The 15,524-nt window shown below is 36.3% G+C and carries 10 protein-coding genes; all 10 read right to left on the bottom strand.

Annotation, left to right across the window (positions count from 1 at the left end; all coding sequences use genetic code 11):
• Positions 1 to 43 precede the first annotated feature (43 nt).
• Positions 44 to 2,755 carry a DNA mismatch repair protein MutS gene (gene mutS / locus I5677_RS08150; protein WP_197661088.1) on the bottom strand — a complete coding sequence of 904 codons (2,712 nt, stop codon included), beginning with the start codon at positions 2,753 to 2,755 and terminating at the stop codon, positions 44 to 46.
• A 176-nt stretch (positions 2,756 to 2,931) separates the two neighbouring features.
• Positions 2,932 to 3,408: a ribonuclease HI gene (gene rnhA / locus I5677_RS08145; protein WP_197661087.1), complete on the bottom strand. Its 477-nt coding sequence runs from the start codon at positions 3,406 to 3,408 to the stop codon at positions 2,932 to 2,934.
• Positions 3,409 to 3,596: 188 nt separating this feature from the next.
• Positions 3,597 to 5,267, bottom strand: coding sequence for a MutS-related protein (locus tag I5677_RS08140; protein ID WP_197661086.1), 1,671 nt, complete (start codon positions 5,265 to 5,267; stop codon positions 3,597 to 3,599).
• A gap of 622 nt (positions 5,268 to 5,889) precedes the next feature.
• Positions 5,890 to 6,972, bottom strand: a complete 1,083-nt coding sequence (locus I5677_RS08135) for a C40 family peptidase (RefSeq protein ID WP_197661085.1) — start codon at positions 6,970 to 6,972, stop codon at positions 5,890 to 5,892.
• 519 nt (positions 6,973 to 7,491) lie between these two features.
• A complete protein-coding gene (gene spoIVA, locus I5677_RS08130) occupies positions 7,492 to 8,970 on the bottom strand; it encodes a stage IV sporulation protein A (RefSeq protein WP_197661084.1) in 1,479 nt (492 codons plus the stop codon).
• A 229-nt stretch (positions 8,971 to 9,199) separates the two neighbouring features.
• A complete protein-coding gene (locus I5677_RS08125; protein WP_197661083.1) occupies positions 9,200 to 9,955 on the bottom strand; it encodes an inositol monophosphatase family protein in 756 nt (251 codons plus the stop codon).
• 154 nt (positions 9,956 to 10,109) lie between these two features.
• Positions 10,110 to 10,562 carry a hypothetical protein gene (locus I5677_RS08120; RefSeq protein ID WP_197661082.1) on the bottom strand — a complete coding sequence of 151 codons (453 nt, stop codon included), beginning with the start codon at positions 10,560 to 10,562 and terminating at the stop codon, positions 10,110 to 10,112.
• A gap of 150 nt (positions 10,563 to 10,712) precedes the next feature.
• Complete coding sequence (locus I5677_RS08115) at positions 10,713 to 12,548, bottom strand: ABC transporter ATP-binding protein (protein ID WP_197661081.1); 1,836 nt, start codon at positions 12,546 to 12,548, stop codon at positions 10,713 to 10,715.
• Complete coding sequence (locus tag I5677_RS08110; RefSeq protein ID WP_243456533.1) at positions 12,548 to 14,407, bottom strand: ABC transporter ATP-binding protein; 1,860 nt, start codon at positions 14,405 to 14,407, stop codon at positions 12,548 to 12,550. Before I5677_RS08110 ends, I5677_RS08115 begins: the two co-directional genes overlap by 1 nt.
• A gap of 174 nt (positions 14,408 to 14,581) precedes the next feature.
• The gene (locus tag I5677_RS08105; RefSeq protein WP_197661080.1) at positions 14,582 to 15,133 is read right to left on the bottom strand and encodes an ATP-binding protein; all 552 of its coding nucleotides are present in this window, start codon (positions 15,131 to 15,133) and stop codon (positions 14,582 to 14,584) included.
• Positions 15,134 to 15,524: the final 391 nt, after the last annotated feature.

Below are 15,524 nucleotides of genomic sequence, written 5' to 3'. Positions count from 1 at the left end.
TGATTTTTTGACAAGATAAAGCGGCTGGCTACTCCTACATCTATTAAATCTGGTCTTTTACTCTTTTTTGAAGTTGATACAGCTTGTTTAAGGCATCGATCGGGGTTAATCTTACCAAATCCATATCCCTGATTTCCATAATGATATCCTCATTCCCTGATACGGAAAATAAAGAAAGCTGATTTGAAAATGAATTCTTACCCTTCTTTTTGTCAGAGACTTTTTCTTCAGCTACTTCGATTAATTCATCCAATAATAATTGTTCTTGAATAAATTCTTCTTGCGATAAGACCATCTCACCGGCAGACAAATTTTTCGCTTTTAATGCAAGGTCATTGCCGGAAAGTTCATTGGCAATTTCGGTTGCACGCCGTAACACTCCTGTCGGTACTCCTGCCAGTTTCGCCACCTGGATACCATAGCTTTTGTCTGCACCGCCCTTTACGATCTTTCGAAGGAATACGATATCATCTCCCTGTTCCTTCACGGCGATACAATAATTAGTAACTCCCTCAAGCCTACCTTCCAATTCTGTCAGTTCATGATAATGAGTGGCAAATAGAGTCTTGGCACCCAATAAGGAGGTATTGCTGATGTGCTCAACTACCGCCCAGGCAATACTGAGTCCGTCAAAGGTACTGGTTCCTCTTCCGATTTCATCCAGTATTAACAGACTATTCTTTGTAGCATTTCTTAGAATGTTCGCTACTTCGGTCATCTCTACCATAAAGGTACTTTGGCCACTGGCAAGGTCATCTGAGGCACCGACTCTGGTGAAGATACGGTCAACAATTCCAATTTCTGCGTTGTCCGCCGGTACGAAACTACCTACCTGTGCCATCAAAACAATTAATGCGGTCTGTCTCATATAAGTAGATTTTCCTGCCATATTAGGACCGGTAATAATGGAAATACGATTATTCTTATTATCAAGTAAAGTATCATTGGATACAAACATATCATGAGAAATCATTCGTTCTACCACCGGATGTCTACCGTTTTTAATGATGATAGAACCACTGGTATTCATGGCAGGTTTTACGTAGTTATTCTGTTCTGCTACTACAGCCAAAGATGCATAAACATCAATTTTTGCGATTGCCTTAGCGGTTTTTTGAATCCGTTTTACTTCCAGACCTATTCGGTCTCGTATTTCACAAAAAAGATCGTATTCTAAGGAGAATAATTTGTCCTCAGCACCCAGAATGATATCTTCCAGTTCCTTAAGCTCCGTGGTAGTATAACGTTCGGCATTGGCTAAGGTCTGTTTACGAACCCAATTATCCGGAACTAGGTTTTGATAGGAGTTTGTTACTTCCAGGTAATAGCCGAACACGCGATTATATTTTATCTTTAAATTCTTGATTCCTGTCGCTTCCTTCTCCTTGGCTTCAAGTTCCATTAACCAGTTCTTACCTTCGGTTTTCGCTTTACGCAGGCGGTCCACTTCTTCATGGAAACCTTCTTTTATAATACCCCCTTCTTTCACATTAAGGGGAGGCTCTTCTGCGATGGATTCCTCAATCAGTTGATGAATATCTTCTAAACTGTCCAGTTCTACATATATATTCTGAAGAAGTGTGGTATCAAAGCTTTTCATAAGAAATTTGATATGAGGGAGCATGGACAGGGATGATTTAAATGCAATCAGATCTCTGGGATTGGCACTGTTATAGCTTATTTTACTCATCAGTCGCTCTAAATCATAGATTGGATTTAAGTATTCTCTAATCTCCTCCCTTGATATCATATTCTCTTTCAGCTGACTGACAGCCTCCAGTCTTTGATTGATTAAATCATAATCAATGAGGGGCTGTTCCATGTAGCTTCGTAACAGACGGGCGCCCATGGCTGTTTTGGTTTTATCTAAAACCCATAAAAGAGAACCTCTTTTTTGCTTTTCCCTAATTGTTTCTGTTAGTTCCAAATTGCGCACTGTGGAACTATCAAGTAACATAAACTTTTCATAAGTGTATGGGCTTAGCTTTGTAATATGGGATAAGGAGCTTTTCTGGGTTTCTCTAAGAAACTGCATGATACAGCCTGCCGCGATAACTCCTATGGTATAATCCTTTAAACCAAGACCCTCCAAGGCAGCCACGTTAAAATGTTCTTTTAAGGCTCTTACACACAAATCGTCGTCAAAGTACCAAGGCTCCAAGGGAGATAAGGCTAATTGATTGATATTTTTAATGGCATCTATATCAATGCCGGATACAAAAAAAGTATCATTGCATATGATTTCAGATGGAGACCATTTATAGATTTCATCCATCAGCTTACGACTGTTATCAACCTCTGTAACAAAATAATCTCCGGTTGTAACATCTACAATTGAAATTCCGTAAGCGTTGGTTGTATGTACAATTGCCATCAGGTAGTTATTTCTTGTTTCGTCCAAAACCTGCGTGTTCAGATTCGTTCCCGGAGTAACGATACGGACCACTTCACGTTTTACAAGTCCTTTGGCTGCTTTTGGGTCTTCTACCTGTTCACAGATGGCAACCCGATAGCCTCGGCTTACCAGTTTACTTAGATAATTATCTACAGCATGGTAGGGAACGCCGCACATAGGAGCTCTCTCCTCCTGACCTATATTTTTACCGGTCAGGGCAATCTCCAGCTCCTTTGAGCAGGTAATGGCATCCTCAAAAAACATTTCATAAAAATCGCCTAAGCGATAGAATAAAATACAATCTTTATATTGATCCTTAATCTGCATATATTGCTGCATCAGGGGAGTAAGCTGAGTCATTGGTAACGTTCCTTTCGTTTTTGAATAAAAAAATTATCAAAAAGTGAATTTCCAAAATCGCACTGCTAACATCCGGTGCGAGTGCATTTTATGTAATTGGACGTAATTTCTATTACTAAAAATAAACCATTACAATTATAACATACCGTCATCTAATTGCAATGGTTTTGCTTTCATTATTCGACAATAACATCATCCATAAGATCCGTTCCGTCCGCTGCCGTAGTGGCTAATTCATCACAGCGTTCATTCATAGGATGTCCGTTATGTCCCTTGACCCAGTGAAAGGTTACTTGATGGGGTTCCACAGCTTTTAAGAGCCGCTTCCATAAGTCCACATTTTTAACCGGTTCATTCTTACCTCTCTTCCAACCTTTTTTGATCCAACCTTCGAGCCAGTGCTCATTGAATGCTTTGACAAGGTATTGGGAATCGGAGTAAAGAGAAACGTTACAGGGCTTAGTAAGTGCTTCCAAACCAATAATAGCAGCCATGAGTTCCATACGGTTATTGGTAGTCTTTTTATAACCTGCACTATACTCTCTTCTATGTTCATTCCCCTTGGGGTCGACATATACCACAATTGTTCCATATCCTCCAGGACCGTCGGGGTTGCCCCTGGCTGAACCGTCGGTGTATATTGTTACATCCATTGTTATCCTCCGCTAATTCTGATTTTATTCTAAGTTTGTTAAATACACTCTTATATGTTAATTATCTTATCATTTATCACGTTTCTTATCTAATTAGATGTTAATTCTAACGTTGTTTCATTTTCTATTTTTATTACTTTAATCTATACTGCTAGTTTTACTCTGTTTATATACTGGGATATGCAATATTAGAGCTTATTCCATTCTCCATTCGTCTGGAAATCTTTCGCTGCCTGTTCAGCGGCAGATATAATATCCTGTGAGTACCCCAACAAACCAAGTAACTTTATCGCATTCTTAGAAACAGCTCTACCTGAATACAGAATATAATCAAATAAGATCTGATGCTCTACAATCTTTTCCTGGAAATGATAATTTGAATAATATGTTTCCAGAATATAGGTTAGTTCAATATCATGGGTAGCCGCAAAACATAGGGTATTCTTTTTAGCCAAGGAAGCCAATATCCTTGAAGAGGCTGCAATTCGCTCTAAGGTATTGGTACCTCGTAGTACCTCATCAATAAAACAAAGCATAGGAATATCTTTGTTAATCCGATCTAATATCCGTTTAAGAGATTTTATCTCTACAATATAATAGCTTTCATTTCGAAAGATGCTGTCTCTTAAGGCCATGGATGAGAAGATGATAAAAAAGCTGGCCTTATACTCCTTACTGATGGAGGTATAAATGGTTTGTGATAACACGGCATTGATTGCCAGGGTTTTTATAAAGGTAGATTTACCGGAGGCATTTGAGCCGGTAAGCAATACACTTCTATTCTCGTTAATGGAATTAGATACCGGAGCCTCCAATAAGGGATGGTATAATTGCTCTACTCTAAGCTTTGGATTGGTGTCCTTTGTAAGTATGGGTTCACTGTAATACACGAGCCAAGCACGAAAAGATGCAGAGGCAATCATACTGTCTAAAAATCCTATGTTAATATAAATACGTTGTAATATTTGTCGGTTTGATTTGAAAAAACTAAGCATAGAATTATATTTTATCAAGTCTAAATGAAATAACATTCGAAAATAATCTAAAAACATATCAAAAAGGTTTCCGCTGTTGTTTTGTGAAACGACAATTCCGGCACCTTTCTTAAAACGGTTAAATATAGTGCTATCCTGCTTTAAGGTTTCTAGATAAGACCTAAGTTCAGGTATATCTAATTTTACAATTCCCTTTATGTGATTTAAAAATCTTAACAGATAGGCAAACACCGTAAAATACATCTCGATTTCTGCTTTTCTTTTATAATACCGATATATATTATTACCTACAAAGAGGAAGGTGAAAACGCCACCTAACTGAGGAATGATAAAGATAAAAACAACGGATAGAATTAATCCAAAAGCCATCAGATAATGAGGGAAATTACTTTTCGCTTCCTGATCTCCCAGACGACTCATATATTCATAAACTGATATCTGTCTTAGCTTTCCGATTTGTTTTAATTTCATCTGTAACTGTATTCTTAAATCCTCATTCTCATGAAAGAATTTCATCAGACGATTGCGCTCTTTTAATTCCTCATTTGAAAAACAGGGTTTGCGAAGAAGCGCATATAGATATTCTTCTCCAACGGAGGATTGTGTATTGTTCATAATTTTATAAATTTCATCCATATCCAAGTCATTCCAAGTGATATCATCTACATCTAGATGATCGTCCATAATGGATTGGTAAAAGGCTTTTAAAGATTCAAATTTCTCTGAAGTATATTCTTCTTCCGGTACTTGTCCCCATCTTTCTTTTAAGTCCCGTTTCATTCTTTTGAGTACAGTATTTTCATTAAAGATGCTCCATATAACCAAACCAAGAACAACGATTAGAATATAAAATAAAAATTCCATGCAAAAACTCCAATCTACCCCTTCAGAGCCGGTGGTTAATCTTATAAGTAATATGACTATTATAAATTGACTATTATGAACTGTCAACGAAAAACCAGATATTAACAGATATGTAATCATATCCTAATATTTATTAGATTATATTATTATATTATACAATCTTCTAAATTTATTTCCTCTAGAAATGCTTAACAAACGCACCCAACATTATCTGGAATTTTACATTAGATATATAATGGAAGTTTTAATTGATAAAAACTTAAAAGTAGGACGGCGCACTCAAAAAACAGTAAGTTTTATCACATCATTAACAAAGGCGAATAGGGTGTAATTATCATCCATAAGGAGACCGTTTGCCGCCATCGGTACTTAGGTTGTGGCAGATTCTATCTGTCACAACCTAAGTACCGCTATGAGCGGCATCCGAGTGAAAACGTGTCTCTGGTGGATGATAATTACACCTTATTAAAAGACCTATTGTGTGATAAACACCAGTAACGTAAAAAGTGCGCCGCACAATTAGTGAGCTAACCCTCTTGCTTTCGCGCAAAAAGGGGGACAGATACAAAACTCTATTATATAGGTGTTTTGTATCTGTCCCTTATCATATTACTTAGTCATCTTAATCATTAATATATCTTACAATCTTTACAGGTTGTCTATAATACATATTAGATATCTTAATACCGTCTCTTTTATTACTTGCATGGATAATCTTACTGTTTCCAATATAGATACCAACATGATCGATATAACCGGAAGAATTATTACCGTAGAAAACTAAGTCGCCTGGTTTAATGCTTGAGGAGGAGATTCTTGTACCACCTCTTGCCTGATCTCTGGATACTCTAGGAATATAGTAACCAAATCTCTTATAAATCTGTTGTGTGAATCCGGAACAGTCAACACCTTTACCTAAGGTATTACCCCCCCAAACATAGCGATAACCCAAATATTCTTTTGCTAAGTTCACCAAATTAACTCGGGTGGAGGAAACGCCTGTGCCATATTGTAATTCTTCTAAAGACATCGGCTTTGCTAAAGCATAGGATAAATCAACAAATTCTTTAGCAACATAAGCTTCTTTACCGTCTTCACTGTCTTCACTGTCAAGGCTTACTTTAACCCATTTATTATGTTCTTCGCCGTAGGTTACTACCAAAGCATCAAGAACTAATAATTCTTCTCCTTTCGCTATCTGATCCAGAATCTCCGAATCAATGGAGGGCTCTTTTCTTACGCGAAGCCCGTTGGTATTAGCGGTAGCAATATAGTTACCAACTTCCACTGCCATTTTAGAAGCTTCCGGTCCGGTAAGTAAATACTGAGATTTCACATAACCGGTTAATTTTCCAAAGGATACTTTAGTCCATCCGTCGCCATTATCCTCTTCCACCACGGTGATACCACCATGTCTTGGAAGCTTACCGATAATTTTACCATTCTGCTCAGGTTTTTCTCTAATTAATAGATTTGTGTCTACCATGGCAATACCAATATTCGTAAAACCTGGGATTGGTATTTCATCTGTAGATAATGTAGCAATTGCTGAACTATCTTTATCTGAAGTAACTTGAATGTTCTGTTTATCAAATGTGTAACCCGCTACGGCTTCTTCATAAGCCATTGCAGATTTAGGATTTGCTGCGAGTATTATTGCTCCCGTTGCAAAAACCAAGGAAAACTTTAGAAGCTTTCTTTCCATAAAATGTCCTCCAAATATTCACTTGTTTTATTACACGAAATATATAATAATGCTCTATGTAATCAAGTAGTGTACAAGACGTAATCATGATGTAAAAAAATCATTGAACTTGTAATGAATTAAATATTACATAAATATTAAATATATTACGTGAGTATTATAGCAAACCCTTATAAGTTTGTCAACTCTATGTCAAATTTATTTTAAAAGTATTTCATTTATATGATTTTCTTATATTTAATACTATTTTCTAGAGAAATTACATTCGTTATTATTTTTAACTATTAACAATTTTATATGATAGATAATCATTTCCTAAATTGGCTTGTATCAACAACTTATGTGTTTTTTAAGAGATCTAAGAGGAATTATTTTTGTTTTTTTTCAATCTATATTTTTAGCTAAAGCAATACTAGTAAGATTTATTTTATTAGATAAAAAAAGAAAGCTGCAAAAACACGAAAAGTTTCGTATTCTAAGCAGCTCTCATTTTATCTTGAATATTCGTAGTGCCATTAATTAAATTATAATGCAGATAAGACCACCATTACTGTCATTAATTATTTTCTGCATGGTTTCCTGAAGTTTCAACTGACTGTCGTCTGTTAATTTATTAATTTTTGAATTAATACCTTCATCAACCAGCTGACGAATGGTTTTACCAAAAATATTGGTCTCCCAGATACCAGCCGGATTTTCCTTGGCATTTGCATTAATATATTCGATTAAATCTCTGGCCTGCTCTTCTGATCCAACAATAGGTGCTACTTCGGTCATAATATCGGCTTTTATCATGTGAATGGAAGGAGCACTGGCTTTAATCTTAACACCGTATTTACTACCATGCTTCATAACCTCCGGCTCATCAATCCGAATTTCGCTCATTACAGGTGATACAACACCATAGCCTTTTCCTCTTACCTGATCAACTGCATATGAAACCTTCTCAAACTCTGCTTTTTTCGCAGCTAATTCTCTTAAGGTTGATATCAACTGATATTCACCTGTAATCGGTACACCGATTAAGTCACTTAGAATTTTATAATAATACATATCATCAAATTCTACATTAATTGCAACACTACCGTTTTGCATATCTACCTTATCAATTTTGAAACGCTTCACATAATTACTGTCTGTATTGAAATTAGCTGCTTTTGCATCTTTGATTTCCGTAATATTATCAAACAGAGTCTTAACTGATGCGATTAAATCAACCTTCAACCAATGATCGTTTGGAAGCATCTCAGCCCATTTTGGAAGGTAAAAATCCAATTCAGTAATCGGGAATACGGACAGGATATTCTCCATGATTTTATTAATATCATCCTTCTTTAGTTGTTCACAATTCACAGGCATTACGGTAACTTCATATTGTTGCGCTATTTCTTCTGCAACTTTAAGGGTATCATTGGAATAAGGCTTGTTTGTATTCAGAAGAACAATAAACGGTTTTCCAAGATTCTTTAATTCTACAATCGTTTTCTCTTCGGGAACTTTGTAATTGGATCTTGGAATTTCACCGAAGCTGCCATCGGTGGTAATTACGATTCCTATGGTGGAATGGTCATTGATTACCTTCTTTGTTCCGATCTCAGCAGCCTGAGTAAAAGGAATTTCTTGATCGAACCAAGGGGTTCTCACCATTCTTTCATGCTGGTTCTCTACATGGCCGGATGCACCGTCAACCATATATCCAACACAATCAATCAATCGGATTTTTACTTTGGTTTCATCATCCAGTAAGAGTTCGGCAGCCTCTTTTGGTATGAATTTGGGCTCGGTTGTCATGATTGTTTTACCGGCCGCAGCCTGCGGTAATTCATCAATGGCCCTTTCTTTGCTATGGACATCTACAATATTTGGTATTACTAAGAGATCCATAAATCTCTTAATAAAGGTAGACTTTCCTGTTCTGACCGGCCCTACCACACCTATGTATATTTCACCGCCTGTCCTAGCCTGAATATCATTATAAACATCAAACTGCCCTAACATATGTCAACCTCCTTATGGTTATAGTTAAAGATATGCAGGGCAGTTTCATTCTATGATATCTGAAATATACTTGTTCAAAAAGATTATTAAGTAACATAAATATTAAATATACTTTGTATAAAAGATTATTAAGTATAAATAGATATTAATAATAATTATGGATAAAATCATTATATAGTAGCTCTTATAATGAAAAAGGGAACATATATCGATTTTAAAAACAATTAACTTAATGAATAAAATCTTTATAAGCCGCAGGGTTAGCTGCCAATATGGAGATAGGTTTGTCATAGGTCAAAGGCTGTTGATCCATTGTTGTTATATTTCCACCAGCTTCCCGAACGATTAAAGACGCGGCTGCATAATCCCATGGTGAAAGACAAAATTCAGCAAATAAAACATAACGATTCGCCGCTACATAGCAAATATCCAAAGCTGCCGATCCGCTTCTTCGAATATCCAATGCCCTGTTATATAGTTTTCTTGCCAATGCAAAGGATTGCTCTGTCATATCGCGATAATAAGGGGAGGTGCCAAAACCGGCTATGCCATCCTTTAAATGAATGTCTTTCATATGAAGCGGACGATCATTTAAGTAGGCACCCTTACCTTTATGTGCATAGAAAACCTCATCCAGGTATGGGTTATATACATACCCTGTAATAATCTCACCGTTTTGCATGAATGCAACAGATATGGCACTATGCTTATAATCAAAGATAAAATTCGTCGTACCGTCAATCGGATCAATAATAAAACAGGAACCGTTATTTACTTTCTTTTGATTCTTATCTTCTTCTCCGATAAAGGTTGCATTTGGAATAATTTTGGATAATTCTTTATATAAAAAGTCCTGTACCTGAGTATCATATTGTGTTACGAAGTTGGCATCCCCCTGTTTGCTCTCAATATCAAAACTGATATCATGGGCATTAAGTATTATCTTACCTGCTTCTTTTATAACTTTAAGAATTTCTTCTGTCATTTGTCAGCCTCCTGGATGTATTTTTCTACTGATATCATAACCTTCAAAAGGTATGACATATGATAATTGTGTTTTTCGTTTTGCTACGCCATAGAGTATAGTCAAGTTACCAAAGGATATCTTATTCTATCATCTATTCATTATAAATAAGGTATTATAATTTAGATTTCTCATAATTATACGGAATGCTTGTCCCCACAACCACATCTTCAATTTTATCTAATATTAGCCAGTCATCCATATTACTCTGATGATCAAACTCTAAGGGGTCAATTACTTGAACATTTTGGAATTCCACCAAACAGAGACATTTTTTATGCCAACGCTCCTTTTGTTTTTCTGTTAAATTTAATTTATCCTGATTATCGGCTAAGGTTTTTATAATCTCATCCTCTGAAAGTTTCACATAGTTTTGTACACTTTTTACGGTGGCCTTAGCAGTAATCTTAGCTGAACCTTTTCTCATAAAATACAATGTTTCACCCTCGAATACTCTGCTATGTGGAATTTTTCTTCCTGCAGCACCACGGACAATCATAGTCTTCGTACCATCCAATATTTTCTCCAAAACCTTTTCTTTATTATCACAATATACTAAATGTATCATACTTTTATCCTTTCTATTCATAATGTTTAGAGCCTTTTAATCACCAACAACGATATCTCATACATATAATTATCTGCCGATTAAGCTTCTCATAATACACTTCAGTAACAGGAACAAAAAATGAATATAAATTATATCGGTTCCTATGATTTACTCTATATCCACATATTTTCCTGCCTGCGCCTTCCACATGGCGGCGTATTTATTCTTAAGCTCTAACAGTTCTTCGTGGGTGCCCTCCTCAATGATTTGACCATGCTCCAGCATTAATATGCGATCCGCATTACGGGTGGTAGACAATCGGTGAGAAATAAAAATAACAGTCTTATTGGCAGCAGCCTGAAGCATGGTTTCATTTAGTTGATACTCGGCAATCGGATCAAGGGCACTGGAGGGTTCATCCAGAATAACCATCCGGGCATCTTTATAAAAGGCCCTGGCAGTAGCCAGCTTTTGGCTCTCACCACCGGATAAGTCAACCCCATCCTCTTCAAATTCTGTTGTAAGCTCAGTTGAGAGACCTTGTGGTAAAGAATTTAATTTATAATCAAAACCGCTAAAAGTAAGTGCATGACGAATTTCTTTTTCACGTTTGCTTTTTAAAGCATCTTCCATATAATCGAGAATTACATTATCGCTCACTGATGCGGCAAAGATCTTAAAGTCCTGGAAGATTGTACCGATCATGTTGCGATACTCTTTCACATTATAATCCTTGATATTAATACCGTTATATCGGATTTCACCTTCGCTGGGATCATAAAGTCGCATAATTAGTTTGATTAGAGTGGTTTTACCTGCGCCGTTATACCCTACCAAAGCAATCTTTTGGTTAGGATGGATTATAAGATTCACGTTATGAAGAATATTACCGTCCTCCTTGTTATATCCAAAGGATACATTCTTAAATTCAAGAGTTTTAGGGACGTTTGGCATCGGTAAATTTTTGGTACTTATAATTTTTGTTTCATAGTTTAAAAAATTTCGAATCTTTTCAATGTAAAGACTGTTTTCAGAAATTTGAGGAAAAATTCTGGATATGTTTCGTAAGCTGTTCTTTAGGCTTCCCGATGAATTCCATAAGACTACCACGCTGCTATAGGAAATTGCATGCATTATGGCAGCCCTGTATACTAAATATGTAATGTAAATTACATCACTGATAAAATCATTGGTAACATAATTTACAAGAAACTGAAGGCCGGTTCGCTTTTTGGCATAACTTTTTTCGATTAGATACAGGTTATCGTTCGTGGTATCAAATTCCTCGTAAAGCCGTTCTGACATATCCGGATTCAGACGAATCTCCTTCGCATATTCATTTAAATAAAATACACGATGTATATAGGTACGTTTTCTTTCTTCCGGATTTTTTTCAATTCGGTTTTTGTAGTTTACCTTATTTAGTATCTGCGCAAAGAAGAAGGTGAGACCAAAGGAACCTAATACGAAAAGAACAGAAGGAGAATCTGTGGTTAAAAAGAAAATACCGCTGGTGATTAGTGTTGTCACACCACCAAAAAATGCTTCGATAATCTGGTGTGTTCTTGTAATTGATTTTTCAGCTTCCGATAAGGATAATACAAATTCATTGTAATAAGTAGGATCGTCATAGCACTCCAAATCAAGAGCCTTCACTCTTTCATACATCAGTTCTTTTAGACGTTTTTGAATCTTGGGTAACCCCTTTTGGGAGACCCGGTTTTGATAAATACCGCTAAAGATAAAGGAAATTGCCCAGGCCGCGAACACAATAAGAAGGAACCGAACTACTACGATGAACGGTTTTTGATACTCTGCCGCCTCCAAAACAAACTTTATTCCATAGGTATGCTCAAGAAATACAAGGCATCGTTGTTTTACAGCCTCAAAAATCATATAGATCATAAAAAAAGGTGCTGTTTGGAAGGATAATTTGATGATAAACCAATTATTTGAAAGAATTTTCTTTAAACTCTGTTTATTCTTATTCTTTTGTTCTTCCATTAGGCGGTCACCTCCCGCAGGCTTTCTACCGCGAGATAGTTCTTCGCTTGTTTCTGATACATATCCGCATAAGCACCGTGCAGATCCATCAATTCTATGTGGCTTCCCTGTTCTATGATTGTTCCTTTTTCCAGCATATAAACCATATCTGCGTTGCGTACAGAGGATAACCGGTGGGAAATGAAGATCATGGTTTTACCGAAGCTGTCCTTTAATATACTTTCATATAAATCATATTCCGCTATGGGGTCTAAGGCGCTGGAGGGTTCGTCAAATACCTTGATGGGAACATTCTTTGCAAAGGCTCTGGCCACTACAATCTTTTGGAATTCTCCTCCGGAAAGCTGAGCTCCCTGTTCATCAAACTCTTTCGTTAAATTTGTATTAATTCCGTCAGGTAAAGTCATGACTTTATCATATACTCCTGCTTTTTTAAGAGCTTCGATCACTAAAGTATCATCCTTCGGGGTTCCCTTGCGCATCAATACATTTTCCTTAATAGAAAGGGCAAATACCTTATAATCCTGAAAAGCTGCGGCAAACAAAGAACGGTATGCTTTTAGATTGTACTCTTTGATATTTTTATCGTTTAATAAAATCTCGCCTTCATCGGGATCGTAGAGACGAAACAACAATTTAATTATGGTTGTCTTGCCGGCTCCGTTATGACCAACCAGCGCAATACTTTTTTTACCCTCAATTCGAAAGGAGAGATTTTTAATGATATATTCCTCTTTCTTATAGCCAAAGCTGACATTACGAAACTCAATGGATGTAATCTCCGGCTCCGGAGTTAATCCGTCGTAATCCTCAGGAAGATTTTCTTCGTATTCCAGAAAGGTACGCAAATTCTCGATAAAAAGCCCCTGTTTCATACTTTCCAGAATATTTTCTGCAAATCGGATTAATATCCAGGTGGCAGATACCATGATACTGGAGAGGACGGCTAATTCCGACAGACTCATGGTTTTACCTACAATGGTACGGTAAGCCCCGTACAACAGTACCCCTTCAAAGATAATGGTAAAGGTAAAGTAATTACGAAACCATAAGGGTAGATTGATTTTAAAAGCATACTGATCTACGACATCAAAGATGCCATCAATTGCCTTAAGGTATTTATATTTCATTAGATAAAATACATTCGATAACCGCATTTCCTTAGAATAATCCGCCAGGTACATGACACGATTCACATATTCAATCCTTCGCTTGTATGGAGCCATGGCACGATCTCTGTTAAATAAATACTTGTTATAAATATAACCAAACACAAAGTTTCCTATGATCGGAAAAAACACGAATAATACCGCCGTTTTGTCAATATGAAACATCTGAGTAAAGACAACAGTTGCAGCGATTGCACCGCAGATAATTCCAAATAGATTAATAATTACTTGTATTAACTTCTCGTTGGCGCCATCCACCGCCAGGGTATATTTATTATAGAAACTACTATCCTCAAAACAACGAAGCTCTACATTTCTTGCCTTCTGGTAGAGTTTTCGGTAAAGCTTATGATATACCTTGACACCTGCCATAGGTATGTAAGCTCCCTCCACATAGGCATAATAAATAGCGGTCGCCATAAAGAAGCCACCAGCTAAGAGTATGTAACGGAATATATCAGAAAAGCTATCGGCCCTATTAAGAGCACCTACCAGATACTTAATAAAGAATGCACTGTAAAATACCCAGGCAATATAATTAAAAGCTGTCATTAAACCGGCATGAATAACAGCACCTCTACTGATATCCCACATCAGGCGGACGCAGTAAAGGTTATTTTTCAATGCTCGGGTTTTTTTAATCTCCGGCTGTTTTTTCATTAATGTTCCACTCCCTATCCTATATTTCATAAAATTATTTGTTGATAAAAAATCGCTCACATGTTACATAGAATCAATTTTTCTATGACGTAAATAAAATCAGGTGTGACTAATATTAACATAAAACAGTACATAACTTTGATGAATCAAATTAATATCTCTTATATTTGCAGACTGTATTAATACTGTTAGAGCTTTTTACCATTAATTGTTTTTACTTATAAAATCCTCAACTTTTCTTACCCGGTCCTCCACGGTCAGATCACCCTCCAAGCGAATAACCGGACAAGTTAAGCTTTGTAACCAATGATCATGTAATACCCTGCTTCTTACTTCCATACCGCCGGTATCGTATTTTGATGCCCAATCAAGAAAAACTTTTGTTTTTTCATAATGGCAGCCACCTTCCATGACTGCATCTTTACCGTATCGTTTTGCTTCTCGAACATGGAGTCTATTCAGTCTTAGATCTGCAGGAATCCAAAGATAAACAACCAGATCAAACATAGGAATAAAGATATCTCCCCATCCACATAAGGAACCAGTTAAAATCCAGTTGGAATGGTTTTTTAGTTCCTTCATTAATAATTCCTGTCGATCCTTTGTATCCCTCTTCACTTGAAAAGGAGGATCGGTAGGAACCCAGAAATAATTGTCTGTGTCAATATGCTGGTATCCAAGCTTTTTCGATAATTCTTCTCCTAAGGTTGTTGTTCCAGAACCGGATGCACCAAGAATATGTATTTTTTGAATCATATTAATACCTCCGCTAATATTTTATTTTATATTGTGACACTAGATAAAAAAATAATTGTTCGATTATTGTGTCTAGATTTTATTTCATTCGATTAATGTTATATATTAGAATACTTTACTAGCAAAAGCTTATTAGGTATTAATTTAATTATCTTACAGAAATATGCATATTATATCACAACGAATTGGTAATACCAACCATTTTTATTAAAAAAATAAACATATCGTTTAGTTAGGTCCTTTGTCTATTCTCAAAAAAAAAGGGGTTCTATAATAAATATTGGGGTGGTACTTCACCCCGATATTTATTTGTAATAAAATACACTTATAAATCGCCTACCACTACTTTCGTACTGCCTCGCTAACACTATGAAAGAAGGTGATTTATAAG

Source organism: Mobilitalea sibirica, assembly GCF_015999265.1.
Taxonomy (GTDB): Bacteria; Bacillota; Clostridia; order Lachnospirales; family Lachnospiraceae; genus Mobilitalea; species Mobilitalea sibirica.
The sequence above is the reverse complement of the archived record's forward strand: the minus strand, read 5'-3'. Positions and strand labels throughout refer to the sequence as shown.

Bases quoted from the DNA above. Each gene is read 5' to 3' on its own strand.
- I5677_RS08120 (WP_197661082.1), bottom strand. From the start codon at position 10,562: ATGATACATTTAGTATATTGTGATAATAAAGAAAAGGTTTTGGAGAAA.
- I5677_RS08135 (WP_197661085.1), bottom strand. From the start codon at position 6,972: ATGGAAAGAAAGCTTCTAAAGTTTTCCTTGGTTTTTGCAACGGGAGCA.
- I5677_RS08125 (WP_197661083.1), bottom strand. From the start codon at position 9,955: ATGACAGAAGAAATTCTTAAAGTTATAAAAGAAGCAGGTAAGATAATA.
- spoIVA (WP_197661084.1), bottom strand. From the start codon at position 8,970: ATGTTAGGGCAGTTTGATGTTTATAATGATATTCAGGCTAGGACAGGC.
- I5677_RS08140 (WP_197661086.1), bottom strand. From the start codon at position 5,267: ATGGAATTTTTATTTTATATTCTAATCGTTGTTCTTGGTTTGGTTATA.
- mutS (WP_197661088.1), bottom strand. From the start codon at position 2,755: ATGACTCAGCTTACTCCCCTGATGCAGCAATATATGCAGATTAAGGAT.
- I5677_RS08115 (WP_197661081.1), bottom strand. From the start codon at position 12,548: ATGGAAGAACAAAAGAATAAGAATAAACAGAGTTTAAAGAAAATTCTT.
- I5677_RS08110 (WP_243456533.1), bottom strand. From the start codon at position 14,407: ATGAAATATAGGATAGGGAGTGGAACATTAATGAAAAAACAGCCGGAG.
- I5677_RS08105 (WP_197661080.1), bottom strand. From the start codon at position 15,133: ATGATTCAAAAAATACATATTCTTGGTGCATCCGGTTCTGGAACAACA.
- rnhA (WP_197661087.1), bottom strand. From the start codon at position 3,408: ATGGATGTAACAATATACACCGACGGTTCAGCCAGGGGCAACCCCGAC.